Below are 23,776 nucleotides of genomic sequence, written 5' to 3'. Positions count from 1 at the left end.
GCGCCCCCAGGCTGTGGACAAACGGTTCTCCACAACCTGAGATGGACGCAGTACGTCCATGAGGGAGAGGCGGGGGGACATGTCACCTGAACAAATGGCCGAGCGCCCGGAGGGCGGCACCGCCCTGCCGCCCCCGCGTCCGCTGGACGCCATCGACCAGGACATCCTCCAGATGCTCCAGACCGACGGCCGCGCGTCGATACGGTCGGTCGCCGAGCGGGTGCACGTCTCGCGCGCGAACGCCTACGCGCGGATCAACCGCCTGGTCGAGGACGGCGTCATACGGGGCTTCGGGGCCCGCGTGGACCATGAGCGGGCGGGCCAGGGCACGTCCGCGTACATCACGCTGAAGATCGTGCAGAACTCCTGGCGGACGGTGCGCGAGCAGCTCAGACTGCTGCCCGGGGCGTCCCACATCGCGCTGGTGGGCGGCGACTTCGACGTGCTGCTGCTGGTGCACACCCCCGACAACCGGGCGCTGCGCGAGGTGGTCCTCACCCGGCTCCAGGCGATCCCCGAGGTGCTCAGCACCCGCACGCTGCTCGTGTTCGAGGAGGAGGACCTGGAGCCCCAGGGGTGAGTCACGGGGACGGCTCGCGGCGGGGTCCCGCCGGGCCCCGGCGCCCCGGGAGGGCGCTGTCCCGCCGCGCCGCCGGCGCCGGAGCCCCGGGAACGAGCGGCGCGCCGCTCGGCCCGGAGCTGTGCGGGCGGTCCGCCGCGTCACTCGGCCCGGCGCAGTCCCCCGAAGACCAGCCGCACCACCGCGTCGGCCACGTCGCCCGCGGTCGTCCCCCCGCCGCCGGGCCGGTACCACTCCACGATCGAGTTGATCATCCCGAAGACGAGCCGCGTCGCGAGCCGCCCCTCCATGTCGACGCGCACGTCCCCCTCGGCGGCCGCCGCCTTCAGCAGGTCGGCGACCCGGTGGTCGAAGTCGCGGCGGCGCTCCAGGGCCCACCGCTCGGTGCCGGTGTTGCCGCGCACCCGCAGCAGCAGCGTCACATAGGGCAGGTCGGATATCAGCACCTCGACCATGCGGCGTACGACGTACTCCAGGCGCTCGACGGCCCGCCCCACGCGCGCGTGCTCCTCGTCGAGGATCCCGAACAATTCGTCCAGCGCCCGGCTGACGGCCCGCCGCAGCAGCTCCTCCTTGCCGGTGACGTGGTGGTAGATCGACGACTTGGAGATGCCGGCCGCCCTGGACAGGTGCTCCATGGACGTGCCGTCGTAACCGCGCTCGTTGAACACCTGGACGGCGACGGACAGCAGCGTCTCCGGGGTGTACGTGTCGCGCTTGGCGGTGGTCACGAGGTCCCCTCCCGCTTGTCGGTGGCGTACGCGTGGCGGTACAGCGCGAGGGAGGGCGCGTAGCGGCCGCAGGGGTCCCGCAGGTGCAGGTCGTCGAGGAGGGCGTACGCCCAGTTGCGGCCGAGCCTGCGGCTCCATTCGAACGGGCCGAGCGGGTAGTTGACCCCCAGGCGCATCGCGGTGTCGACGTCCTCCTCGGTGGCCACGCCCTTGCTCACGGCGTCGTGCGCCAGGTCGACGATCCGGGCCACGGTACGGGCGACGATCATGCCCGGCACGTCGCCGATGACGCTGACGTCCTTGCCGAGCGCCTGGAACAGGCCGGTGGCCTCGGCCAGCGTCGCCGGGGCGGTGTCCTGCGAGGCCGACAGGGCGATCCGGGTGGCCCTGCGGTAGTCGAGGGCGAGGTCGAAGTAGACGACGTCGCGGAACTCGACGGACGTCTGTCCGTCGGCGAGCGCCAGCTGGCCACCGGACGGCAGCACCAGACGCGTGCCGTGGTCCTCGTCCTCCTCGCGGACCTGGATGCCCGCCTCGCGGATCAGCGCGACCAGCTCCGCGGCGGGGCCCAGGTCGCCCTCGACGACCACGTACGCGGGCGGCTGCGCCTTCTCCGCGGTGTGCGGCTCGGCGCGCTCCGCGCCGTCGCGGTGGTCGTACCAGCCCTGTCCGGTCTTGTGCCCGAGCCGGCCCGACTCGACCAGCCGGCGCTGGGCCAGCGAGGGGGTGAACCGCGCGTCCTGGAAGAAGGACTGCCACACGGAGTGCGTGACGGACTCGTTGACGTCCTGCCCGATCAGGTCGGTCAGCTCGAACGCGCCCATCCGGAAGCCGCCCGACTCGCGCAGGACCGCGTCGATGGTGGCGGGATCGGCGCCCTGCGCCTCGTAGACCGCGAACGCCTCGGCGTAGAACGGCCGTGCGATGCGGTTGACGATGAAGCCGGGGGTGTCCGCGCAGGCGACCGGGGTCTTGCCCCAGGCCCGGGCCGTCTCGTACGCGCGCGTGGCCGAGGTGACGTCCGTGGCGAACCCGGAGACCACCTCGACCAGCGGCAGCAGCGGCGCCGGGTTGAAGAAGTGCAGGCCCACGAAACGCCCGGGATTGCGCAGGGCGCCGCCGATCGCGGTCACCGACAGGGACGAGGTGTTGGTGGCGAGCAGGCAGTCGTCGCCGACGACCGCCTCCAGGTCGCGCATCAGCTCCTGCTTGACGTCCAGCCGCTCCAGGATCGCCTCGACGACCAGCGCGCAGTCCGCCAGGTCGGCGATCTCCCGCGCGGGCCGGAGCCGGGCACGTGCCGCGTCCCGGTCCGCGGCGCTCAGGCGGTCCTTCTCGACGAGCCGGTCGAGCCGGGCACCGATCGCTTCGGCGGCCGCCAGGGCGCGTCCGGGGGCGGCGTCGTACAGCCGTACGGTGTGGCCCGCGACCAGCGCGACCTGGGCGATGCCCTGGCCCATGGTGCCGGTGCCGACTACGGCCACGGGGCTGTTCAGGTCGATTGCTGTCATGTGCGCGATCCTCCCGCACGGGGTTTTCCACAGATGCGGCGGACCCCCTTGTCCCGACCGATCGTTCGGTTACTCTAACTCTGACTAGCTGTTCCTGCCCATGTTTCTGCCCAGGTCATGAGCTCGACGAAGAGTTCTTGAGACGAGGAGTTGGTCCCGCATGGCCGCCGAATCGACCGCCCACGAGCTGATCGCCAAGCACCGGCCCACCCTCGACCAGGCGCTCGAGGCGATCCGCACCCGCGCGTACTGGTCCCCGCACCCCGAACACCCCAAGGCCTACGGCGAGAACGGCAGCCTGGACGCCGCGGCGGGCAAGGCCGCCTTCGACGCCGTCCTGAACACCCGTCTCGACCTCGGCCAGCCCGGCACCGACGACTGGGTGGGCGGCGAGATCTCCCCGTACGGCGTCGAGCTGGGCGTCACCTACCCGCACGCGGACGTGGACGTCCTGCTGCCCGCCATGAAGGCCGGCCAGGGAGCCTGGCGGGACGCGGGCGCGGAGCTGCGCGCCGCGGTCTGCCTGGAGATCCTCAAGCGGATCAGCGACCGGACGCACGAGTTCGCGCACGCGGTCATGCACACCAGCGGCCAGGCGTTCATGATGGCGCTCCAGGCGGGCGGCCCGCACGCGCAGGACCGCGGCCTGGAGGCGGTGGCCTACGCGTACGTGGAGCAGGTCCGCACCCCGGACACCGCGGAGTGGAGCAAGCCCCAGGGCAAGCGCGACCCGCTCGCGCTCACCAAGCAGTTCACCGCGGTCCCGCGCGGCATCGCCCTGATGATCGGCTGCAACACCTTCCCGACCTGGAACGGCTACCCGGGCCTGTTCGCCTCCCTCGCCACCGGCAACGCGGTCCTGGTCAAGCCGCACCCGCGCGCGGTGCTGCCGCTCGCGCTCACCGTGCGGATCGCGCGCGAGGTGCTCGCCGAGGCGGGCTTCGACCCGAACCTGGTCGCCCTGGCCGCCGAGCGGCCCGGCGAGGGCATCGCCAAGACGCTGGCCACCCGCCCCGAGATCCGCATCGTCGACTACACCGGCTCCACCGCGTTCGGCGACTGGCTGGAGGCCAACGCCCGCCAGGCGCAGGTCTACACGGAGAAGGCCGGCGTCAACACGGTGTTCGTCGAGTCCACCGACGACTACAAGGGCATGCTCTCCAACCTGGCCTTCTCGCTGTCGCTGTACAGCGGCCAGATGTGCACGACCCCGCAGAACCTGCTCATCCCCCGCGACGGCATCCGCACCGAGGACGGTCCCCGGACCTTCGACGAGGTCGTCGCCGACCTCGCCCGGTCCGTGGACGGCCTCCTCGGTGACGACGCGCGCGCGAACGCCCTGCTCGGCGCCATCGTCAACCCGGATGTGAAGGCCCGCCTGGAGGCGGCCGCGGGGCTCGGCGAGGTCGCCCTCGCGTCCCGGCAGGTCAGCAACCCGGACTTCCCCGACGCGGTCGTCCGTACGCCCGTGATCGTGAAGCTGGACGGCGCGCGCAAGTACTGGGAGGGGGCCGACGACGAGGCCGCGTACATGAACGAGTGCTTCGGGCCCGTCTCCTTCGCCGTCGCCATGGACTCGGCGGCGGACGCGGTGGAGCTGCTGCGCCGCACGATCCGTGAGAAGGGAGCGATGACCGTGGGCGCCTACACCACGGACACCGAGGTCGAGTCGGCCGTGCAGGAGGTCTGCCTGGAGGAGGCCGCCCAGCTCTCGCTGAACCTCACCGGCGGGGTGTACGTCAACCAGACGGCCGCCTTCTCCGACTTCCACGGCTCGGGCGGCAACCCGGCGGCCAACGCGGCGCTCACCGACGGCGCGTTCGTCGCCAACCGGTTCCGGACGGTGGAGGTCCGGCGCCAGGCCTAGGGCGTGTGCGGGGCGGCGCGCTCAGCGGGTGCGCCGGCGCGGGGCGGCGCGCTCAGCGGGTGCCGGGCGCGCCCCCGGTGACGCTCCAGTGGTACAGCGTCATGGCCACACTGGTCGCGAGGTTGTAGCTGGAGACCTGGGGGCGCATCGGCAGCGCCAGGAGCTGGTCGGCCCGCGCGCGCAGCTCGGCGGAGAGGCCGGTGCGCTCCGAGCCGAAGGCGAGCACCGCGTCCTCCGGCAGCTTCAGCCCCCGGATGTCCTCGCCCTCCGGGTCGAGGGCGAACAGCGGCCCCGGCGGCAGCTCGGCCACGGTCAGCCGCTCCACCGCGGTGGCGAAGTGCAGCCCCGCCCCGCCGCGCACCACCGTGGGGTGCCACGGGTCGAGCGTGCCGGTGGTGACCACACCGGTCGCCCCGAAACCAGCGGCGAGCCGGATCACGGCCCCCGCGTTGCCCAGGTTGCGCGGATTGTCGAGGACGACCACGGGAGCGGTGCGGGGCATGCGTTCCAGCGCGCCCAGATTCGCCTCGCGGGCGGGCCGTACGGCCAGGGCCGCCACGGCGGTGGGGTGCGGGCGGGGGACGAGCGAGGCGTACGTCGCCTGCGGGACCTCCGTCAGCAGCGCGTCCAGGGCGTCCCGTACGTCGGGGGCCAGCTCGGCCGCCAGCGCCAGCGCCGCCCGCCGGTCGGCGGTGACCGCCACCGGCACCCGGGCCCCGAAGCGCACCGCGTGCTTGAGCGCGTGGAAGCCGTCGAGCAGCACGGCGGTGTCGGCGAGCCGGTGCCAGACGGGCAGCGGATCGGGCCGGGCGCTCGCGGGTTCCGGGCGGACGCTGACGGGATCGGTCATGCCGTGAAGCCTACGCGGGGGCTCCGGCGGCCTCGGCGCCCTCTACCTCCCCGGCGTCCCCGCCGTCCCCGCTGCCCTTGCCGCCCCCGCTGCCCTTGCCGTCCCTGCTGTTCTCGGCGGCCTCGGCGCTGTGCCGGTCCCGCTGCGCCGGCAGCACGGGGCCGCCGCGCGGCAGCAGACGCTCCCGCACACGTGCCGCCCAGCCGCCCAGCCGGCGCAGGAACGACGTCGGCAGGAAGACCGAGTCCGCGGCGATCATCGCCAGCGAGAAGAACGGCAGTCCGAGCACCACGGCGATCACCGCGTGCTCGGTCATCATCAGCGCCAGCAGGACGTTCTTGACCCGCCGGTTGAACAGCGTGAACGGGAAGGCCACCTGCACGATGACCGTCCCGTACGTCACGACCATCACGATCGTGCCGCTGACGGACATCAGGTCGGCCAGGGCCGGCCAGGGCGAGAAGTAGTCCAGGTGCAGCGGGTAGTAGACCGCGGTGCCGTCCTGCCAGCGCGAGCCCTGGATCTTGTACCAGCCGGCCGTCGCGTAGATCACACAGGCCTCGGCCATGATCACGAGCAGCGCGCCGTTGTGCACGATGTTGGCGATGACGTCGAGAAGTATCCGGGGCTCGGCCGACTTCGCCCGGCGCCCGACGGCCCACCACAGGGCCGACGCCGTCCACACCGCCCACAGCAGCACCGGCACGGTCGGATCGCCGTCCAGCCGCCCCGCGGCGGTCACCCCCACCAGCACCGCCCCGAGCGCCACCCACAGCAGCGGCCCGGTCCGGTCCGCCACCCGCTCACCGCGCGCCCGTGCCTCCCGGCCGAGCCGGGCCCGCCGCTCGTCCAGGGACCACACCTGGCCGCAGCGCGTGAACACCAGGTAGAACGACATCAGGTGCAGGACGTTGTCGCCGCCGTCGCCCATGAAGACACTGCGGTTCTGCAGCGACAGCACGCCCACCATGAAGACCACGGACATGGCGCGGGTGCGCCAGCCCAGCAGCAGCAGCGCGGCGGCCAGCACGGCGAGCGCGTAGACGATCTCGAACCAGACGCGGCTGTCCGCCCACATCAGCGCCGTGAAGGCGCCGTTGAGTCCGATCAGCTGCTGGGCGAGGCCGAAGTCCCACGGGCCGTCGGGCCCGTACATCTCGTGGCGGTGCGGGAACTCGCGCAGCAGGAACAGCAGCCAGGTCGCGCTGAAACCGATGCGGATCACGGCGGTCTGGTACGGGCCGAGGGCCGAACCGGTCAGGCGGGCGATGCCGCCGGACACCGACAGGGCGATGCGGTTCACTTCGTGGCCCCCTCGGCCTCGTCGGCCGGGACCGACCACCAGGACAGCACCCGGTACATCGGCTTCAGCGAGATCCGCTCGCCACTCCACGCGGGCGGACGCACATTGGTGGTGGCGGAGCGGACCTGGACGCTGTCGACCGTGCCGCCGTTCCCGGCCGCGCCGTCCCGGTCCAGCCGCAGTTCGACGATACGGCGCAGATACGACTCGGAGAGGCTGCCGCGAAGTCCCACCGGCCGGTTGTCGGCGTCGTGCGTCGCCGTGAAGAAGTCCCAGGCCCGGCGGAGCTCGTTCTGGTCGACATGGCTCGGGAGCGGATTGGCGTCGATGGCCCGCCCGTCCTCGGCGGACAGGTCGTACCAGTCGGTGGTGTGGATCTCGCCGGCCGCCGTACGGACCCGGGCGCGGGCCTGGACCGCGATGTTCTGCTGGAGCGGATTGGGCGCGAAGAGCTTCCAGTTCTGCTCGAACTCCGGATAGATCCACTCCTCGATCGCCTTGCCGTGCTTCTTGGTGACCGTGTTCGACGGGGCGACATGCATGAACACCATGCCGAGGTGCACGCAGACGGTGACCGCCACGACGGCGAGCGCCAGGGCGGCGGCTATCTGGTAGCGGGGCGAGAGGGCGGCGACATCGGTACGCGGCTCGGGAGGCGGTCCCGTCGTCGCGTCGTCCGATTCCGTCGCGTGCTGCGGTTCCGTCGGCTCGGCGTGCTCCGGTCCCGCCGGACGGCCGTCGTCCGCGTCCGTCGAGGCGGCCGGATCGGTCGAGGCGGCCGGATCCGGCGTGGTGGCCTGCTCAGGCGTGGTGGCCGGTCCGGTCGGGGCGGGCGTCCCGGTCTGCACCCTCGGCTCGCTCCCGGCGTCCGTCACGTCCGCATCCCCGGCCCTCCGCATGGTCACCCCGGCCCCCTGCGCAGGTGGGGTGCCCGGACCGGGCGAGGCGCTCCCGCCACCGCCGGCCGCGTCCGTTCCGCCGTACGCATCCATTCCGCCCCGTTTCCCGATCCCCGTCCGTGTTCCGGCCCCCGGCCGCAGGGCACCGTACCGCCCGTACGCGCCGCCCCACGGCGGTCGCACGCGAACGTTACTCAGACCCATCCGCACCGCACAGCCCCGTACGCCCCGCCGCGAGTTCCGTACGCCCTCGCACCGTCGGTCGGTCAAACAGACGGGCGGGCCGGCAGGCCGTCGACGCCGAGGGCCGGCGCCCATCTCACCACGGACGCCGTCGCGTCCTTCGCGCGGGCACTCACCGGCCGTCCCGAGCGGCCGACACCCTCGCCCACCGTTCCCTTCTTCTAGAACCTGTTCTATCTTGACGGTCCGTCAGATCAGGCCGTCGGCCCGTCACGGCCGGGGTGCGCGTGGGAGGACAGGGACCGTGGACTTCACCTTCACCGAGGAGCAGCAGGCGGCGGCCGAGGCGGCACAGGGGGTGTTCGCCGGGGTCGCGCCCGACGGCGTGCCCAGCCCCGCGCTCACCCGGGGGGCCGCCGTCGCCGACGGCTTCGACCGGGCACTGTGGGCCAGGCTCGCCGACGCGGACCTGCTGAGTCTGCTGCTGGAGCCCGAGTACGGCGGGGCCGGGCTGGACGCCGTCGCGCTGTGTCTGGTGCTGCGCGAGTCGGCGAAGGTGCTGGCCCGGGTACCGCTGCTGGAGAGCTGCGCGGCCGCCGCGGCCGTACAGGCCTACGGCGGGCCGGCTTCCGGCGGTGCGGCGGCGCCGAAGGCCGCGCTGCTCACGGCGGTGGGGCGGGGCGAGATCGTCCTGACCGTCGCTTCCCACGGCCGCACCGGCCACGATCCGGCCGAGCTCGCCGTGGCCGCCCGCCAGGACGGCGACGCCTGGATCCTCGACGGGGTCCAGACGGCCGTGCCGTGGGCGCACGACGCGGACTACACGGTCGTACCCGCCCAGGTGTCCGCCCACCTGGCCCCGCGCACCGGGGCCGACCGCACGGACACCGACCACGCCGAGACCGGTCGCACGATCCTCGCCCTGGTCCCGCGCGATCACGAGAGGGTCGTACGCGCCGAGCAGGTGTCCACCACCGGCGAGCGCCTCGCCGAGGTACGCCTGGAGTCCGCGCGGATCGCGGCGGCCGACGTCATCGACGCCGACGGCGCCTGGGAGTGGCTGCGCGGGCTGCTGACCACGGGCACGTGCGCGCTCGCGCTCGGGCTGGGCGAGAACGTGCTGCGGATGACCGCCGAGTACACCGGCAGGCGCGAGCAGTTCGGCTTCCCCGTGGCCACCTTCCAGGCCGTCGCCGTGCAGGCCGCCGACCGTTACATCGACCTGCGGGCGATGGAGGCCACCCTGTGGCAGGCCGCGTGGCGGATCGCGTCCGGGACGCAGGGCGCGTTGCCGACGACCGGTGACATCGCGGTCGCCAAGATCTGGGCCTCGGAAGGGGTGCGCAGGATCGTGCAGACGGCACAGCACCTGCACGGCGGGTTCGGCGCGGACGTCGGATACCCGCTGCACCGGTACCACGCCTGGGCCAAGCATCTGGAGCTGTCGCTCGGTCCGGCGGCGGCCCACGAGGAGGCGCTGGGCGACCTGCTGGCCGCCCATCCGCTCGGCTGAACCGAATGACCGGATGAACCGGCAGAAACGGCCGCCGGGACCGCGGGACCCCGCAGCCTGCGGGGTCGCGGGACCGTGAGACCGCTACAGGACGTGTCCGGGCCGGCCCTCGTCCGTCACGACGGGACGGCCTGCGGCCGCCCAGACCTGCATGCCGCCGTCCACGTTCACGGCGTCGATGCCCTGCTGGACCAGGTACATCGTGACCTGGGCCGAGCGTCCGCCGGAACGGCAGACGACATGGACGCGGCCGTCCTGGGGCGCCGCCTCGGTCAGCTCGCCGTACCGGGCCACGAACTCGCTCATGGGCAGGTGCAGCGCCCCTTCGGCGTGACCCGCCTGCCACTCGTCGTCCTCGCGGACGTCCAGCAGGAAGTCGCCGTCCTTGAGGTCAGTGACCTCGACCGTGGGCACACCAGCTCCGAAACTCATGCCACCGACGCTACCCGAAACGCCTCGCGTCCCGACCGGGGCTACCCCAGCAACGCGGCCAGCTCCGCCTCACGTGCGGCGACATCGGCCAGGAGCTTCTCGGCGATCTCGTCCAGCAGGGCGTCGGGGTCGTCCGGAGCGAGCCGCAGCATCTCTCCGATCGCGCTGATCTCCAGCTCCCGCGCGAGGTGCGTGAGCATCTCCTTGCGCTCGGCCAGCCATTCCAGGCGGGCGTAGAGCTCCTCGCTGGGGCTGGGGGCCCGCTCGGCGGGCGCCGGACCGGCCGCCCACTCCTCGGCCAGCTCACGCAGCAGGTTCTCGTCGCCACGGGCGTAGGCGGCGTTGACCCGGGTGATGAACTCCTCGCGCCGCCGGCGCTCGTCCTCCTCCTGGGCCAGGTCGGGGTGGGCCTTGCGGGCGAGTTCGCGGTAGAGCTTGCGGACCTCGTCGCTGGGGCGCACCCGCTGCGGGGGCCGCACCGGCTGGTCCGTGAGCATCGCCACGGCCTCGGGGAACAGACCTTCGCCGTCCATCCAGCCGTGGAACAGCTCCTCGACGCCCGGCATCGGCAGCACCCGCGCGCGAGCGTCCTGCGCCTTGCGCACATCCTCGGGGTCGCCGGTGCGGGCGGCCTTGGCCTCCGCGATCTGCGCTTCCAGCTCGTCGAGCCGGGCGTACATCGGGCCGAGTTTCTGGTGATGGAGGCGCGAGAAATTCTCGACCTCCACACGGAAGGTCTCCACCGCGATCTCGTACTCGATCAGCGCCTGCTCGGCGGCCCGTACGGCCCGCTCCAGCCGCTCCTCGGGCCGTGCCTGCTCAGCTTCCGGGGTCGTCACCCGAACAGCGTAGGCCACCGTCGGGCCGGTCCGGTTCCACAGGGCCGGGACAGACCGCCCGCACCCTGATCGCGCCGAGGCCCGGCAGGCCACCCGGAACGTTCCGCGACGGCAGACGACCCCGCGCGGACGGCCGCCGAACGTCACACGCCCGTCGGCGACCACACACGGACAGCCGCCGAACGTCACACGCCCGTCGGCGACCACACACGGACAGCCGCCGAACGTCACACGCCCGTCGGCGACCACGCGCAGACGGCCGCCGAGCCTCCCGATCCCTCTGGGCGACCACGCGCAGACGGCCGCCAGGCCTCACACGCCCGTCTCCGCCGGGACGCGGCCCGCCCGTACCGCGGCCACCAGCCGGGCGTGGTCCGCCTCCGTGCGGTCGGCGTAGGCGACGGCGAAGGTGCCGATCGCCTCGTCCAGCTCCTCGTTCTTGCCGCAGTAGCCCGCGATCAGGCGCGGGTCGGCGCTGTGCGAGTGGGCGCGGGCCAGCAGGGCGCCGGTCATCCGGCCGTAGTCGTCGACCTGGTCGGCGGCGAGCGCGGCCGGGTCGACGCTTCCCTTGCGGTTGCGGAACTGCCGGACCTGGAAGGGCCGGCCCTCGACCGTCGTCCAGCCCAGCAGGATGTCGCTGACGACCTGCATCCGCTTCTGGCCGAGGACGACCCGGCGGCCCTCGTGCTCGACCCGGGGCACCTCGAACCCGGCGCTCACCAGGTGCGGCACCAGCGCCGACGCCCGCGCCTCCTTCACCTGGAGGACCAGGGGCTCGCCCCGGTGGTCCAGCAGCAGCACCACGTACGACCGGGTGCCCACGCTGCCCGTGCCGACGATGCGGAAGGCGACGTCGTGCACCGCGTGCCGGGCCAGCAGCGGGAGACGGTCCTCGGAGAGCGTGTCCAGGTACGGCTCCAGAGCCGCGGCGACCGCCGCGGCCTCGGCGTCCCCGATGCCCCGCAGGACCGGGGGCGCGTCGACGAAGCGGCGGCCGCCGTCCGCGGTCGGTTCGGTCGACTTGGCCGCGAAGCGTCCGCTGGTGTTGGCCCGCGCCTTCTCGGAGACCCGCTCCAGGGTGCCGAGCAGGTCATGGGCGTCGGTGTGGGAGACCAGCTCCTCGTCCGCTATGGCGTTCCACGCGTCCAGCACCGGGAGCTTGGCCAGCAGGCGCATGGTGCGGCGGTAGGCGCCCACCGCGTCCCGTGCCGCCTTGCGGCAGGTGTCCTCGTCGGCGCCGGCCTCCCGGCCCGCGAGCACGAGCGAGGCGGCGAGCCTCTTGAGGTCCCATTCCCAGGGGCCGTGCACGGTCTCGTCGAAGTCGTTGAGGTCGATGACCAGGCCGCCGCGGGCGTCACCGTACAGACCGAAGTTCGCGGCGTGCGCGTCGCCGCAGATCTGCGCGCGGATCCCGGTCATGGGCGTGCGGGCCAGGTCGTAGGCCATGAGACCCGCCGAGCCCCGCAGGAACGCGAACGGGGTGGCCGCCATCCTGCCCACCCGGATCGGCGTGAGCTCCGCGATCCGGCCCCGGTTGGACTCCTCCACCGCGGCGACCGCGTCGGGCCGTGAGGCGTCGAGGTCCAGTTCGGCGTGGGCCGCGCGGGGCACCCGGCGCCGCAGCGCCTTCCCCTCCTCCTTGGGCGACCCCTCGACGGGCCACGCGGCGAAGCCCCGCACGGTGGACAGGCGCCGGGCCACCACCGGCGCGTCCGGCCGTCCCTGCGCCACCGCCCGTTCCGGCGCCGCCGAACGCGCCGACTGCCCCGGAACCACCGGTTCCACGCCGGGCTCCGCAGCACCGACGGCCTCCGCCGACCCGGCGGACCCCACCGGCTCCGCCAACTCCGCACCGACCTCGGTCATGACGACCGCCTCCCCCGCACCCGCGCACGAACTTCCATGAACATCAATGCGTGCTGACGGTACCGCCGGTGGCCGAAACGCGTCAGACCCTGTGGACAACCACCCGCAGAACACCCACTCCGGGCGCCGGGTGGGCCGGCTCTCGGCCCTCCTCACCTCCGGCACTCCGGCACTCCGGCCGGCCCGGACGCCTCAACCCCGGGCGCAGCCGTCCAGCACCGTCCGGTACCAGGGCGCGTACCGGGAGAAGGACTCCGCGAAGTCCGGTCCGGGCGCGGCTGCCAGGTCGGTCCGAAGCGGCCCGCCGTCGAACCAGTGGTCGGTGACGAGCATGCCGAGCGCGTGCCCCAGCCGCGGTTCGCCGTGCAGCAGGTCCCGGGCCTGCTGGACGGTCAGGTCCCGCTCCGGCCAGGTCAGTCCGGCGCAGTCGGCCACCGCCCGCAGCAGGTCCCGGACGGTCACCGGCTCGGCGGGGGCGACGTGGTAGACGGACGCGGTCAGGCTCCGTCGCGGGGCGAGGCCCGCCATGACCGCCAGACGGGCCAGCTCGTGCACGGAGACCACGGACAGTCGCGCGGGCCAGCCCTCGACCGTGCCGGGCAGGGCGCGCAGCAGACCGGGCAGACCGGGGACGAACCAGGTGTCGCCTGGACCGTGGACGAGATGCGGGCGGAGCACGATCCCGTCCGCGGCGAGCACGGCGTCCTCGGCGACGGCCCGGGTCGCCGAGGTCGGCGACTGCGGGTTGCGGACCAGGTCCTGCGGGCGGGCCCGGCGGTAGGTGCCCCGCCCGTAGACGGACGCCGTGCTGATCTGGACGATGCGGGACACCCCGGCCCGTCGGGCCTCGGCGACCAGGGCCTGCGTACCCCGGGCATTGACGCTCTCGTTGTCCTCCGGACTGCCGCCGACCCGAGCGGCACAGTGCAGCAGCACGTCCACCCCGGCACACACTCCGCGCAGCGAGCCGGGATCGCCGAGATCGGCCTCGACGGTCACGGGCTCCCGCGCGCCGGGCGGCGACTGACCGGCGGAGCCGGGCAGCGGTCTGCGATGAAGCATCAGCCGCAGGTCCACGCCCAGGCCGCGGGCCTCGCCGACCACGTGACGGCCGACGAAGCCGGCCGCTCCGGTGATCAGGACGGTAGGTGGCACGGAACTCCCTCCGCGGGACGCAGAACTCCCCTGCGGGTCAAAGGATGCCCTCCCCGGAACACCGGCTCCGGACGGAGGGCGAGCCGACAGGATCATCAACTGTCCGGCACCCAGGAGCACTTCACGCCGCTCACGACTCTCCCGGCCTGCGGGCGGCCCGGCCGCATCACCTTCGGCACAGCCAAGTCCCGCCCCACGGGCCCGACATCGCGGTCACTCCGAGAGATCGCCCGGACACGGAGTGCACCCGCCGACGTCATCGAATTCGATCATGGACCCCGGACCGCGGAGGACGGCCCTTCCGGGCGCTGAGACCTTCCTCACAATCCACCCGTCGCCGGGGAGGACGAAAACAAGTGAAGATCCACATCGAGGATCGGGTGACCGGCGGCCCCGAGTCGGCGACTCCGAGCCCGCACCCCTCGCACCGCCGACCCCGACCGAAGACCTCGGCCCGGCAACGGCCCCCAGGTTTCCGCCCACATACGCGAAACGGTCGGTACCGTAATCGGTACCGACCGTTTCGTCTGGTGCGCGAGGGGGGAGTTGAACCCCCACGCCCTTGCGGGCACTGGAACCTGAATCCAGCGCGTCTGCCTATTCCGCCACCCGCGCATTGGGTGCGTCTTCCGGCTCCGTTCCTTTTCGGTGCGGCGCCTTCCGACATGCAGAACATTAGCACGCGGTCGGGGGTGCGTTCACATCCCTTTCCCCTGGGCAGGCGGTGAGCAGCGGCACAGTCGGCCCGCCCGGTGCCGTCGCGGCTACGTCTCGACACGTACCGGTTCACGTATCAACCTCGTACCGGTACCGGCCGTCCGACCGGGAGCCGGTCAGGGTGCACAGTCGGGTGCGGGACACTGGTCTGCGGCCCCCTCTACGATCCTGGGCAAGAGGAGTTCGAAGGGGAGTTCCGCAGGGAAGCTCGCAGGCGTCGACGCCCGTCGACCGAGCCGACAGGGGGAACCAGCCGATCGAGCAGCGCGTGGATACGATCAGTAAGCAGTACGAGCAGTACAAGCACCGGACAAGGCACAGGCACAGGCACAGCGGCAACGACGGAGGAGGTGCCCCATGGGAGTCCTGAAGAAGTTCGAGCAGCGCCTCGAAGGTCTGGTCAACGGCACCTTCGCCAAGGTCTTCAAGTCCGAGGTCCAGCCCGTGGAGATCGCCGGCGCGCTCCAGCGCGAGTGCGACAACAACGCCACGATCTGGAACCGCGACCGCACGGTCGTCCCCAACGACTTCATCGTGGAGCTGAGCACGCCCGACTTCGAGCGCCTCAGCCCCTACTCCGGCCAGCTCGGCGACGAGCTCGCCGGCATGGTGCGCGACTACGCCAAGCAGCAGCGCTACACCTTCATGGGGCCGATCAAGGTCAACCTGGAGAAGGCCGCGGACCTGGACACCGGCCTGTACCGGGTGCGCAGCCGTACGCTCGCCTCGTCCAGCAGCCAGCAGGGACCGCAGGGCCCCGACCCGTCGTCCGCGAGCGGCCGGCGTCCGGGCGGCCACGGCTACCCGCAGCCCGGCGCAGGCGCACCCCCGATGCCGGCCGCACCGCCGCCCGGCGCGGGCCCGCGCCCCGGTGGCTACGGCTACCCGCAGCCGGCCCAGCCCGGCGGCGCGGCCCACGGCGCGCGCACCCGCTACTGGGTCGAGGTCAACGGCGCGCGTCACCAGATTTCCCGCCCGACCCTGGTGCTGGGCCGCAGCACCGAGGCCGACGTGCGGATCGACGACCCCGGCGTATCCCGCCGGCACTGTGAGATCCGGACCGGAACGCCCTCGACGATCCAGGATCTCGGGTCCACCAACGGCATCGTGGTGGACGGGCAGCACACCACCCGCGCTACGCTCCGCGACGGCTCGCGGATCGTCGTGGGCAGCACCACCATCATTTACCGGCAAGCCGAAGGGTGAAGCGGGGGCAATGTCAGAGCTGACCCTCACGGTCATGCGGCTGGGTTTCCTGGCCGTACTGTGGCTGTTCGTGATCGTGGCCGTGCAGGTCATCCGCAGCGACCTGTTCGGTACGCGTGTCACCCAGCGCGGAGCGCGGCGGGAGGCCGCCCGGCCTCAGGCGCAGGCCGCCCGGCAGGCGGCGGCGCCTCCGCAGCAGCGCCAGCAGGCCGCCGGCGGCCGCCAGCGCCGCAACGCCCCCACCAAGCTGGTCGTGACCGAGGGCACCCTCACCGGTACCACGGTCGCGCTGCAGGGCCAGACCATCACCCTGGGCCGGGCGCACGACAGCACGATCGTGCTGGACGACGACTACGCCTCCAGCCGCCATGCCAGGATCTACCCGGACCGGGACGGTCAGTGGATCGTCGAGGACCTGGGCTCCACCAACGGCACGTACCTCGACCGGAGCCGGCTGACGACTCCCACGCCGATTGCGCCGGGTGCGCCGATCCGCATCGGCAAGACCGTCATCGAGCTGCGGAAGTAGTACGACAATGAGCGAGCGGAGCGAGCACGCAGGCGCGGTCCACACCCCGGACCCCGGCGCGCTCCCGACCGGAGGGTGGGCACCGTGCGGATGTATCCGGAGCCGACGGGCGAGGTGCGCATGAGTCTCTCACTGCGCTTCGCCGCCGGATCGCACAAAGGCATGATCCGGGAGGGCAACGAGGACTCCGGCTACGCCGGTCCCCGTCTGCTCGCCATCGCCGACGGAATGGGCGGCGCCGCCGCCGGCGAGGTCGCCTCCTCCGAGGCGATCTCCACCATCGTCGCTCTCGACGAGGACATCCCCGGCTCCGACGTCCTGACCTCGCTCGGCACCGCCGTCCAGCGGGCCAACGACCAGCTGCGCGCCATGGTCGAGGAGGACCCCCAGCTCGAAGGCATGGGCACCACGCTCACCGCCCTGCTGTGGACCGGCCAGCGACTGGGCCTGGTCCACGTGGGCGACTCGCGCGCGTACCTGCTGCGGGACGGCGTCCTCACCCAGATCACCCAGGACCACACCTGGGTGCAGCGCCTGGTCGACGAGGGCCGCATCACCGAGGAGGAGGCGACCACGCACCCGCAGCGCTCGCTCCTCATGCGCGCGCTCGGCAGCGGCGAGCACGTCGAGCCCGACCTGTCGATCCGCGAGGTCCGGGCCGGCGACCGCTACCTGATCTGCTCCGACGGACTGTCCGGGGTCGTCTCCCACCAGACGATGGAGGACACCCTCGCCAGCTACCAGGGCCCGCAGGAGACCGTGCAGGAGCTGATCCAGCTCGCGCTGCGCGGCGGCGGCCCCGACAACATCACCGTCATCGTCGCCGACGTCCTCGACCTGGACACCGGTGACACCCTCGCCGGGCAGCTCTCGGACACCCCGGTCGTGGTCGGCGCGGTCGCCGAGAACCAGAACCAGCTGCACGACAACGGCATCATGCAGACGCCCGCCGGACGCGCCTCCGGCCTCGGCCGCCAGGTGCCCGGACAGGGCGGCGGCGGCGAGTTCGGCCCGCCCGGCTCCGGCGACACCACCGGCTACGTCCCGGCCGGCAGCTTCGGCGACTACACGGACGACGACTTCGTCAAGCCCGGCAAGGGCCGCAGGTGGCTGAAGAGATCCTTCTACAGCGTCCTCGCCCTCGCCGTGATCGGCGGCGGCCTCTACGGCGGCTACCGCTGGACGCAGACGCAGTACTACGTCGGCACCAAGGGCGAGCACGTGGCCCTGTACCGCGGCATCAGCCAGGACCTGGCATGGGTCTCGCTGTCGAAGGTGGAGAAGGACCACCCCGACATCGAACTCAAGTACCTCCCGCCCTACCAGCAGAAGCTGGTCCAGGCCACGATCGCCGAAGGCAACCTGGGCACCGCCCAGAAGAAGATCGACGAACTGTCGGTCCAGGCCTCCGCGTGCAAGAAGGAAGCCCAGCGCCGCACCGCCGAGAGCGAGAACAGCGCCAAGACGGGCCAGGGCGAGGCCGGAGGCACCACGGGAACCACCAGCACCTCCCGCACGTCCAAGGCATCGCCGTCGCCGAACGCGTCGGCATCGACGTCCCCGACCCCGTCCAAGTCCGCGACCGCCACTCCCAGCCCCGGCCCCAGCCTCTCGGAGGAGGAGCAGAAGGTCGTCTCGCTGTGCGGTAAGCAGTAGGCAAGCCGTGAGAGGCCCCGTCACACGATGAGCAGTACTACCAACTCGCCGACGCACCACACGTCCACGATCGGCTCGATCGGCACCCCGAGCCGGCGCAACACCGAGCTCGCGCTCCTGGTGTTCGCCGTCGTCATCCCGGTGTTCGCCTACGCCAACGTGGGCCTGGCCATCGACGACAAGGTGCCGTCCGGCCTGCTGAGCTACGGCCTCGGCCTCGGCCTCCTGGCCGGCGTCGCCCACCTCGCCGTACGCAAGTTCGCCCCGTACGCGGACCCGCTGCTGCTGCCGCTGGCCACGCTGCTGAACGGGCTCGGACTCGTCGTCATCTGGCGGCTGGACCAGTCCAAACTGCTCCAGTCGATCAAGCAGGCAGGCACCGCCGCGCCCCGCCAGCTGCTGTACACCGCCATGGGCATCGCGCTGTTCATCGTCGTCCTGGTCTTCCTCAAGGACCACCGCGCGCTGCAGCGCTACACGTACATCTCCATGGTCGGCGCCCTGTTCCTGCTGCTGCTGCCGCTCGTACCGGGTCTCGGCCAGAACATCTACGGCGCCAAGATCTGGATCTCCGTCGCCGGCTTCTCCATCCAGCCCGGAGAGTTCGCCAAGATCGTCCTGGCGATCTTCTTCGCCGGCTACCTGATGGTCAAGCGCGACGCGCTCGCCCTGGCCAGCCGCCGTTTCATGGGCCTGTACCTGCCGCGCGGCCGCGACCTCGGCCCGATCCTGGTCGTCTGGTTCATCTCGATCCTGATCCTGGTCTTCGAGACCGACCTCGGCACCTCGCTGCTGTTCTTCGGAATGTTCGTCATCATGCTGTACGTCGCCACCGAGCGGACCAGCTGGATCGTCTTCGGTCTGCTGATGTCGGCGGGCGGCGCGGTCGGCGTGGCGAGCTTCGAGCCGCACGTCCAGCAGCGTGTCCAGGCCTGGCTCGACCCGATGAAGGAGTACGCCCTCAGCCGTCAGGGCGTCGCGGGCCACTCCGAGCAGGCGATGCAGGCCCTGTGGGCGTTCGGCTCCGGCGGCACCCTCGGCACCGGCCTCGGCCAGGGCCACTCCGAGCTCATCCGGTTCGCCGCCAACTCCGACTTCATCCTCGCCACCTTCGGCGAGGAACTCGGCCTGGCCGGCATCATGGCGCTGCTGCTGATCTACGGCCTGATCGTGGAGCGCGGCGTGCGCACCGCCCTCGCCGCCCGCGACCCGTTCGGCAAGCTGCTCGCCATCGGCCTCTCCGGCGCCTTCGCGCTCCAGGTGTTCGTCGTCGCCGGCGGTGTGATGGGCCTCATCCCGCTGACCGGTATGACCATGCCGTTCCTGGCGTACGGCGGTTCCTCCGTCATCGCCAACTGGGCCCTGATCGGCATCCTGATCCGCATCAGCGACACCGCGCGCCGTCCGGCTCCCGCCCCCGCCTCCAACCCCGACGCCGAGATGACCCAGGTGGTCCGCCCGTGAACAAGCCCCTGCGCCGGATCGCGATCTTCTGCGGCCTCCTGGTCCTCACCCTGCTCCTGCGCGACAACTGGCTCCAGTACGTCAAGGCCGACACCCTGGCCTCCGACACGGACAACCGTCGCGTCAACATCACGCGTTACGCCAGCCCGCGCGGCGACATCATCGTCGGCGGCAAGGCCATCACCGGCTCCGTCGAGTCGGGCGACAACGACTTCAAGTACAAGCGCACCTGGAAGGACGGCGCCATGTGGGCGCCGGTCACCGGGTTCTCCTCCCAGGCCTTCGGCTCCAACCAGCTCGAGAAGCTCGAGGACGGCATCCTCACCGGCACCGACAACCGGCTCTTCTTCCGCAACACCCTGGACATGATCACGGGCAAGCAGAAGGAGGGCGGCAGCGTCGTCACCACCCTCAACGCCGCCGCCCAGAAGGCCGCCTACAAGGGCCTGGGCAACAAGAAGGGCGCCGTCGCCGCGATCGACCCGGCCACCGGCAAGATCCTCGCCCTGGTCTCCACCCCCTCGTACGACCCGTCGACCTTCGCCGGCACCTCGGACAGCGACCAGAAGGCCTGGAACAAGGTCCTGAAGAAGAACAACCCCGACGACCCGATGCTCAACCGGGCCCTGCGCGAGACCTACCCGCCCGGCTCCACCTTCAAGGTCGTCACCGCCGCCGCCGCGCTGGAGAACGGCGTGGTCTCCGGCATCGACGACCCCACCAAGACACCGGACCCGTACAAGCTCCCGCAGACCAGCACCAACCTCACCAACGAGCACAGCGGCTGTGAGAACGCCAACCTGCGCGAGGCACTGCGGGTGTCCTGCAACACCGTCTTCGCGAAGATGGCCGACAACGTCGGCAACGACAAGATGATCGAGCAGGCCGAGAAGTTCGGCTTCAACAACGCCGAGCTCGACACCCCGGTGCGCGCAGCCAAGAGCATCTACCCCAAGGACAACGCCCCGCAGAACGCCCTCGACGGCATCGGCCAGGGCTCCAACGCGGCCACCCCGCTCCAGATGGCCATGGTCGCCTCGGCCGTGGCCAACGACGGCAAGCTGATGCAGCCCTACATGGTCGACCAGCTGCGCGCCTCCAACCTCGACGTCATCGAGACGAACGAGCCCAAGGAGCTCTCCCAGGCCGTCTCCTCCGAGACCGCCCAGAAGCTCCAGCAGATGATGGAGACGGTCGTGAAGTCCGGTACCGGAACCTCGGCCCAGATCGACGGCGTCACCGTGGGCGGCAAGACGGGTACCGCCCAGCACGGCCTCAACAACAGCGAGAAGCCGTACGCCTGGTTCATCTCGTACGCCAAACTGTCGGACGGCAGCACTCCGGTGGCCGTCGCCGTCGTCGTCGAGGACGGCGCCGCCAACCGCGGCGACATCACCGGTGGCGGTCTCGCGGCTCCGATCGCCAAGGCCGTGATGAAGGCAGTCATCGACAGCAAGAAGTGACCCCGCTCACGTCCCCTTCACATCGGTGCACGTTGCGATACCGGTCCTGTATCGGGTTACGGGCTAGGCCAGGTCACACAGAGCGATCCGGGTACGGTATGCCCGGACGACAGCCTCCGACCGCACAGACGTGCGGGTCGGGACCGACGGAGAGGGCTGGTAGGTAGCTATGGAAGAGCCGCGTCGCCTAGGCGGCCGGTACGAGCTGGGCCATGTGCTCGGCCGTGGTGGCATGGCGGAGGTCTACTTCGCGCATGACACCCGGCTCGGACGCACGGTGGCGGTGAAGACGCTGCGCGCGGACCTCGCGCGCGATCCGTCCTTCCAGGCCCGGTTCCGCCGGGAGGCCCAGTCGGCCGCCTCGCTCAACCATCCCGCGATCGTCGCGGTCTACGACACGGGCGAGGACTACATCGACGGGGTCTCGATCCCGTACATCGTCATGGAGTACGTCGACGGCTCCACTCTGCGCGAGCTCCTGCACAGCGGCCGCAAGCTGCTGCCCGAGCGCACGCTCGAGATGACCATCGGCATCCTCCAGGGCCTGGAGTACGCCCACCGCAGCGGCATCGTGCACCGTGACATCAAGCCGGCCAACGTCATGTTGACGCGCAACGGCCAGGTCAAGGTCATGGACTTCGGCATCGCCCGCGCCATGGGCGACTCCGGCATGACGATGACCCAGACCGCGGCGGTCATCGGCACGGCCCAGTACCTCTCGCCGGAGCAGGCCAAGGGCGAGCAGGTCGACGCCCGCTCCGACCTGTACTCCACCGGCTGCCTGCTGTACGAGCTGCTGACCGTCCGGCCGCCCTTCGTGGGCGACTCCCCGGTCGCGGTCGCCTACCAGCACGTCCGGGAGGAGCCGCAGTCCCCGAGCGTCTTCGACCCCGAGATCACGCCGGAGATGGACGCGATCGTCCTCAAGGCACTGGTCAAGGACCCGAACTACCGCTACCAGTCCGCCGACGAGATGCGCGCCGACATCGAGGCCTGCCTCGACGGCCAGCCGGTGGCGGCCACCGCGGCGATGGGCTCGGTCGGCTACGGCGGCTACGGCGACGACCAGGCGACCACCGCCCTGCGCGCCGACGGCGGCGCCACCACGATGATGCCGCCCATGAGCCCGGGCAACGGCGGCGGCTACGACTACGACGACCGCCCCGACCGGCGCCGTCAGAAGAAGAACAACACCTCGACGGTCCTGCTGGCGGTCGCGGCCGTCCTGGTCCTCGTGGGCGCCATCCTGATCGGCAAGTGGGCGTTCGGCGGCGGTGGCGCGGGCAACGACACCGTCAGCATGCCCAGCTTCGTCGACCAGACCGTCGCCCAGGCACAGCAGATGGCGGACAACGCGGACCTCAAGGTCGCCATCACCAAGAAGCCCTGCGAGAACACCGAGACCGGCAAGGTCTGCTCGCAGGACCCGACGGCGGGCACCGAGGTCAAGAAGCAGTCCACCGTCAACCTGGTCGTCTCGACCGGGGCGCCGAAGGTGGCCGTGCCGAACGTCGTCGGCAAGAAGCTCGACGACGCCAAGGGCATCCTCGAGGCCGACAAGTACCAGTTCAACGTCAAGACCAAGGAGACGGTGTCCTCCCTGGAGGCGGGCACCGTCCTGGAGCAGAATCCGGCGCTCGGCAAGGAGGTCGAGAAGGGCTCCACGATCACGCTGACGGTCGCCAAGGCCGAGGAGCGGTCCACGGTCCCGGACGTCCTGGGCAAGAGCTGTGACGAGGCCAAGGCCCAGATGCAGGCCAGCGACCTCACCGGCAACTGCACCGAGGTGGAGACCGACGACCAGAACCAGGTCGGCAAGGTCATCGCGACCACCCCGGAGCGCGGCGCCCAGGTCGACAAGGGCTCCACGGTCCAGATCCAGATCGGCAAGGCCAAGCAACAGCAGCAGGTCCAGGTCCCGAACATCCAGGGCCAGAAGCTGAAGGACGCCAAGCAGATGCTCCAGCAGGCGGGCCTCAACGTCGGCAGCATCCAGGGCTCCCAGGACGACGACGCGACCGTCTTCAGCTCCGACCCCGGTCAGGGCAACACGGTCCCGACGGGCACGACGGTCAACCTGATCGCCGTGAAGCAGGGCAACAACGGCGGCTTCCTCGGCGGCGGCAACGGCTGACGGCAGGAGCGCCGCGCACGGCGACCGCACCACGGCGACGGCCCCCGACCGAGTGATCTCGGTCGGGGGCCGTCGCCGTCACCCGTTGCCGTCGCTCCGCCGGAAGCCCGCGTCAGCGCAGTTCCTTCGGCGGCGTGCGCTCGCCGTCCACGGCGTCCACCCGTACCAGCTCGCCCCACACCACGTACCGGTAGCGGCTCGTGTACACCGGCGTGCAGGTCGTCAGCGTGATGTAGTGGCCCGCCTTCTTCTTCCCCGACTCCCCGGGGACGGACCCGAGCACCTTGACGTTGTACTTCGAGGTCTCGGGGAGAATCGCGTAGACCTTGTAGACGTACCACTTGTCCTTGGTCTCGAAGACGATCGGGTCGCCTTCCTCGACCTTGTCGATGTTGTGGAACTTCGCCCCGTGGCCGTCGCGGTGGGCGGCCAGGGCGAAGTTGCCGTTCTTGCCCGTGGTGGGCAGCGTTGCCTTGACCGGATCGACGTAGTAGCCGGCGACACCGTGGTTGAGGACCTTCGCCGACGTGCCCTTCTCGACCAGGACCTCGCCGTTCCTCATCGAGGGCACGTGCAGGAAGCCGATCCCGTTGCGGGTGTCGAGGGCGCCGGGGCCGGTGTCCTGCCCGGCGGCCCAGCCGTCGCGGACCTTGTCGCCCTCCTTGTGCGCCGCCCGGTCGGCGACGACGTTCGTCCACCACAGCGAGTAGACGACGAACAGACCGAGCACCAGCCCCGCCGTGATGAGCAGTTCACCGAAGACACTGACCGCCAGGGCGATCCGGCCCCGGCCCCGGTGCCGCGGCTCCGGCCCCGACTCGGGCACGGCGGTGTGCTCTTCGGTCTCATCGGCGGTCGCTGCCACTGTTTCCTCTGCC

Annotated in this window: 19 protein-coding genes and 1 tRNA gene; 9 read left to right on the top strand and 11 right to left on the bottom strand. The window is 71.6% G+C overall.

The annotated features are described in order from the left end of the window. Nucleotides 1-94: 94 nt before the first annotated feature. Nucleotides 95-580, top strand: a complete 486-nt coding sequence (locus tag ACZ60B_RS03680) for an Lrp/AsnC family transcriptional regulator (protein WP_469384087.1) — start codon at nucleotides 95-97, stop codon at nucleotides 578-580. A 140-nt stretch (nucleotides 581-720) separates the two neighbouring features. On the opposite strand, the gene ACZ60B_RS03675 is transcribed toward ACZ60B_RS03680, so the two are convergent. Together ACZ60B_RS03675 and ACZ60B_RS03670 are read right to left on the bottom strand one after the other, a co-directional pair. Further along, complete coding sequence (locus ACZ60B_RS03675) at nucleotides 721-1,311, bottom strand: TetR/AcrR family transcriptional regulator (RefSeq protein ID WP_469383856.1); 591 nt, start codon at nucleotides 1,309-1,311, stop codon at nucleotides 721-723. After that, the gene (locus tag ACZ60B_RS03670; protein ID WP_469383854.1) at nucleotides 1,308-2,822 is read right to left on the bottom strand and encodes a 3-hydroxyacyl-CoA dehydrogenase; all 1,515 of its coding nucleotides are present in this window, start codon (nucleotides 2,820-2,822) and stop codon (nucleotides 1,308-1,310) included. The genes ACZ60B_RS03675 and ACZ60B_RS03670 overlap by 4 nt, the downstream gene beginning before the upstream one ends. A gap of 160 nt (nucleotides 2,823-2,982) precedes the next feature. On the opposite strand from ACZ60B_RS03670, the gene paaN reads away from it, so the two are divergent. Next, nucleotides 2,983-4,689 (top strand): phenylacetic acid degradation protein PaaN, encoded by a 1,707-nt coding sequence (paaN, locus tag ACZ60B_RS03665; RefSeq protein WP_469383852.1) that lies wholly within the window; start codon nucleotides 2,983-2,985, stop codon nucleotides 4,687-4,689. A gap of 52 nt (nucleotides 4,690-4,741) precedes the next feature. Here the strand turns inward: paaN and ACZ60B_RS03660 are convergent, their stop codons facing one another. From ACZ60B_RS03660 to ACZ60B_RS03650, 3 genes are read right to left on the bottom strand one after another with little or no spacing between them, the layout of a single operon-like run. Further along, nucleotides 4,742-5,539 (bottom strand): TrmH family RNA methyltransferase, encoded by a 798-nt coding sequence (locus ACZ60B_RS03660; RefSeq protein WP_469383851.1) that lies wholly within the window; start codon nucleotides 5,537-5,539, stop codon nucleotides 4,742-4,744. 10 nt (nucleotides 5,540-5,549) lie between these two features. Continuing rightward, nucleotides 5,550-6,842 (bottom strand): HTTM domain-containing protein, encoded by a 1,293-nt coding sequence (locus ACZ60B_RS03655; RefSeq protein ID WP_469383850.1) that lies wholly within the window; start codon nucleotides 6,840-6,842, stop codon nucleotides 5,550-5,552. Continuing rightward, on the bottom strand, nucleotides 6,839-7,741 hold the full coding sequence (locus tag ACZ60B_RS03650) for a DUF5819 family protein (RefSeq protein WP_469384086.1): 903 nt from the start codon (nucleotides 7,739-7,741) through the stop codon (nucleotides 6,839-6,841). The genes ACZ60B_RS03655 and ACZ60B_RS03650 overlap by 4 nt, the downstream gene beginning before the upstream one ends. Nucleotides 7,742-8,228: 487 nt before the next feature. Here ACZ60B_RS03650 and ACZ60B_RS03645 point away from each other — a divergent pair, with 487 nt between their 5' ends. Continuing rightward, on the top strand, nucleotides 8,229-9,437 hold the full coding sequence (locus ACZ60B_RS03645) for an acyl-CoA dehydrogenase family protein (RefSeq protein WP_469383848.1): 1,209 nt from the start codon (nucleotides 8,229-8,231) through the stop codon (nucleotides 9,435-9,437). Between the two features lie 84 nt (nucleotides 9,438-9,521). Here ACZ60B_RS03645 and ACZ60B_RS03640 read toward each other — a convergent pair whose 3' ends face one another. The 5 genes from ACZ60B_RS03640 to ACZ60B_RS03620 form a co-directional block, all read right to left on the bottom strand. Next, nucleotides 9,522-9,851, bottom strand: coding sequence for a rhodanese-like domain-containing protein (locus ACZ60B_RS03640; protein ID WP_469384085.1), 330 nt, complete (start codon nucleotides 9,849-9,851; stop codon nucleotides 9,522-9,524). 59 nt (nucleotides 9,852-9,910) lie between these two features. Next, nucleotides 9,911-10,708 (bottom strand): hypothetical protein, encoded by a 798-nt coding sequence (locus ACZ60B_RS03635; RefSeq protein WP_469383846.1) that lies wholly within the window; start codon nucleotides 10,706-10,708, stop codon nucleotides 9,911-9,913. 312 nt (nucleotides 10,709-11,020) lie between these two features. After that, entirely contained in the window at nucleotides 11,021-12,574 is a 1,554-nt protein-coding gene (locus ACZ60B_RS03630; protein WP_469383845.1) for a DUF2252 domain-containing protein, read from the bottom strand. Between the two features lie 192 nt (nucleotides 12,575-12,766). After that, entirely contained in the window at nucleotides 12,767-13,729 is a 963-nt protein-coding gene (locus tag ACZ60B_RS03625) for an NAD-dependent epimerase/dehydratase family protein (protein ID WP_469383843.1), read from the bottom strand. A gap of 528 nt (nucleotides 13,730-14,257) precedes the next feature. Further along, nucleotides 14,258-14,344 (bottom strand) — tRNA-Leu (locus ACZ60B_RS03620). Between the two features lie 459 nt (nucleotides 14,345-14,803). On the opposite strand from ACZ60B_RS03620, the gene ACZ60B_RS03615 reads away from it, so the two are divergent. The 6 genes from ACZ60B_RS03615 to pknB all read left to right on the top strand — a co-directional run bounded on the left by ACZ60B_RS03615 (nucleotide 14,804) and on the right by pknB (nucleotide 22,898). Then, on the top strand, nucleotides 14,804-15,652 hold the full coding sequence (locus ACZ60B_RS03615; protein ID WP_469383841.1) for an FhaA domain-containing protein: 849 nt from the start codon (nucleotides 14,804-14,806) through the stop codon (nucleotides 15,650-15,652). Between the two features lie 10 nt (nucleotides 15,653-15,662). After that, entirely contained in the window at nucleotides 15,663-16,181 is a 519-nt protein-coding gene (locus ACZ60B_RS03610) for an FHA domain-containing protein FhaB/FipA (RefSeq protein ID WP_469383840.1), read from the top strand. Nucleotides 16,182-16,301: 120 nt separating this feature from the next. Continuing rightward, nucleotides 16,302-17,837, top strand: a complete 1,536-nt coding sequence (locus tag ACZ60B_RS03605; protein WP_469383838.1) for a Stp1/IreP family PP2C-type Ser/Thr phosphatase — start codon at nucleotides 16,302-16,304, stop codon at nucleotides 17,835-17,837. A gap of 27 nt (nucleotides 17,838-17,864) precedes the next feature. Then, nucleotides 17,865-19,301, top strand: coding sequence for an FtsW/RodA/SpoVE family cell cycle protein (locus tag ACZ60B_RS03600; RefSeq protein WP_469383836.1), 1,437 nt, complete (start codon nucleotides 17,865-17,867; stop codon nucleotides 19,299-19,301). After that, a complete protein-coding gene (locus tag ACZ60B_RS03595) occupies nucleotides 19,298-20,764 on the top strand; it encodes a peptidoglycan D,D-transpeptidase FtsI family protein (RefSeq protein WP_469383835.1) in 1,467 nt (488 codons plus the stop codon). Before ACZ60B_RS03600 ends, ACZ60B_RS03595 begins: the two co-directional genes overlap by 4 nt. A 169-nt stretch (nucleotides 20,765-20,933) precedes the next feature. After that, nucleotides 20,934-22,898 (top strand): Stk1 family PASTA domain-containing Ser/Thr kinase, encoded by a 1,965-nt coding sequence (gene pknB / locus ACZ60B_RS03590; RefSeq protein ID WP_469383833.1) that lies wholly within the window; start codon nucleotides 20,934-20,936, stop codon nucleotides 22,896-22,898. Nucleotides 22,899-23,010: 112 nt separating this feature from the next. Here the strand turns inward: pknB and ACZ60B_RS03585 are convergent, their stop codons facing one another. Next, a complete protein-coding gene (locus ACZ60B_RS03585; RefSeq protein WP_469383830.1) occupies nucleotides 23,011-23,763 on the bottom strand; it encodes a class E sortase in 753 nt (250 codons plus the stop codon). Nucleotides 23,764-23,776 lie beyond the last annotated feature (13 nt).

The sequence above is a fragment of the Streptomyces sp. NPDC104096 genome (assembly GCF_055584385.1).
Note: the sequence above shows the minus strand (reverse complement) of the source record. Positions and strands in the feature narration are given on the sequence as shown.

Coding starts and splice junctions, on each gene's coding strand:
- ACZ60B_RS03680 (WP_469384087.1), top strand. CDS start 95: ATGGCCGAGCGCCCGGAGGGCGGCACCGCCCTGCCGCCCCCGCGTCCG.
- ACZ60B_RS03670 (WP_469383854.1), bottom strand. CDS start 2,822: ATGACAGCAATCGACCTGAACAGCCCCGTGGCCGTAGTCGGCACCGGC.
- paaN (WP_469383852.1), top strand. CDS start 2,983: ATGGCCGCCGAATCGACCGCCCACGAGCTGATCGCCAAGCACCGGCCC.
- ACZ60B_RS03660 (WP_469383851.1), bottom strand. CDS start 5,539: ATGACCGATCCCGTCAGCGTCCGCCCGGAACCCGCGAGCGCCCGGCCC.
- ACZ60B_RS03650 (WP_469384086.1), bottom strand. CDS start 7,741: ATGCGGAGGGCCGGGGATGCGGACGTGACGGACGCCGGGAGCGAGCCG.
- ACZ60B_RS03630 (WP_469383845.1), bottom strand. CDS start 12,574: ATGACCGAGGTCGGTGCGGAGTTGGCGGAGCCGGTGGGGTCCGCCGGG.
- ACZ60B_RS03615 (WP_469383841.1), top strand. CDS start 14,804: ATGGGAGTCCTGAAGAAGTTCGAGCAGCGCCTCGAAGGTCTGGTCAAC.
- ACZ60B_RS03610 (WP_469383840.1), top strand. CDS start 15,663: ATGTCAGAGCTGACCCTCACGGTCATGCGGCTGGGTTTCCTGGCCGTA.
- ACZ60B_RS03605 (WP_469383838.1), top strand. CDS start 16,302: ATGAGTCTCTCACTGCGCTTCGCCGCCGGATCGCACAAAGGCATGATC.
- ACZ60B_RS03600 (WP_469383836.1), top strand. CDS start 17,865: ATGAGCAGTACTACCAACTCGCCGACGCACCACACGTCCACGATCGGC.
- pknB (WP_469383833.1), top strand. CDS start 20,934: ATGGAAGAGCCGCGTCGCCTAGGCGGCCGGTACGAGCTGGGCCATGTG.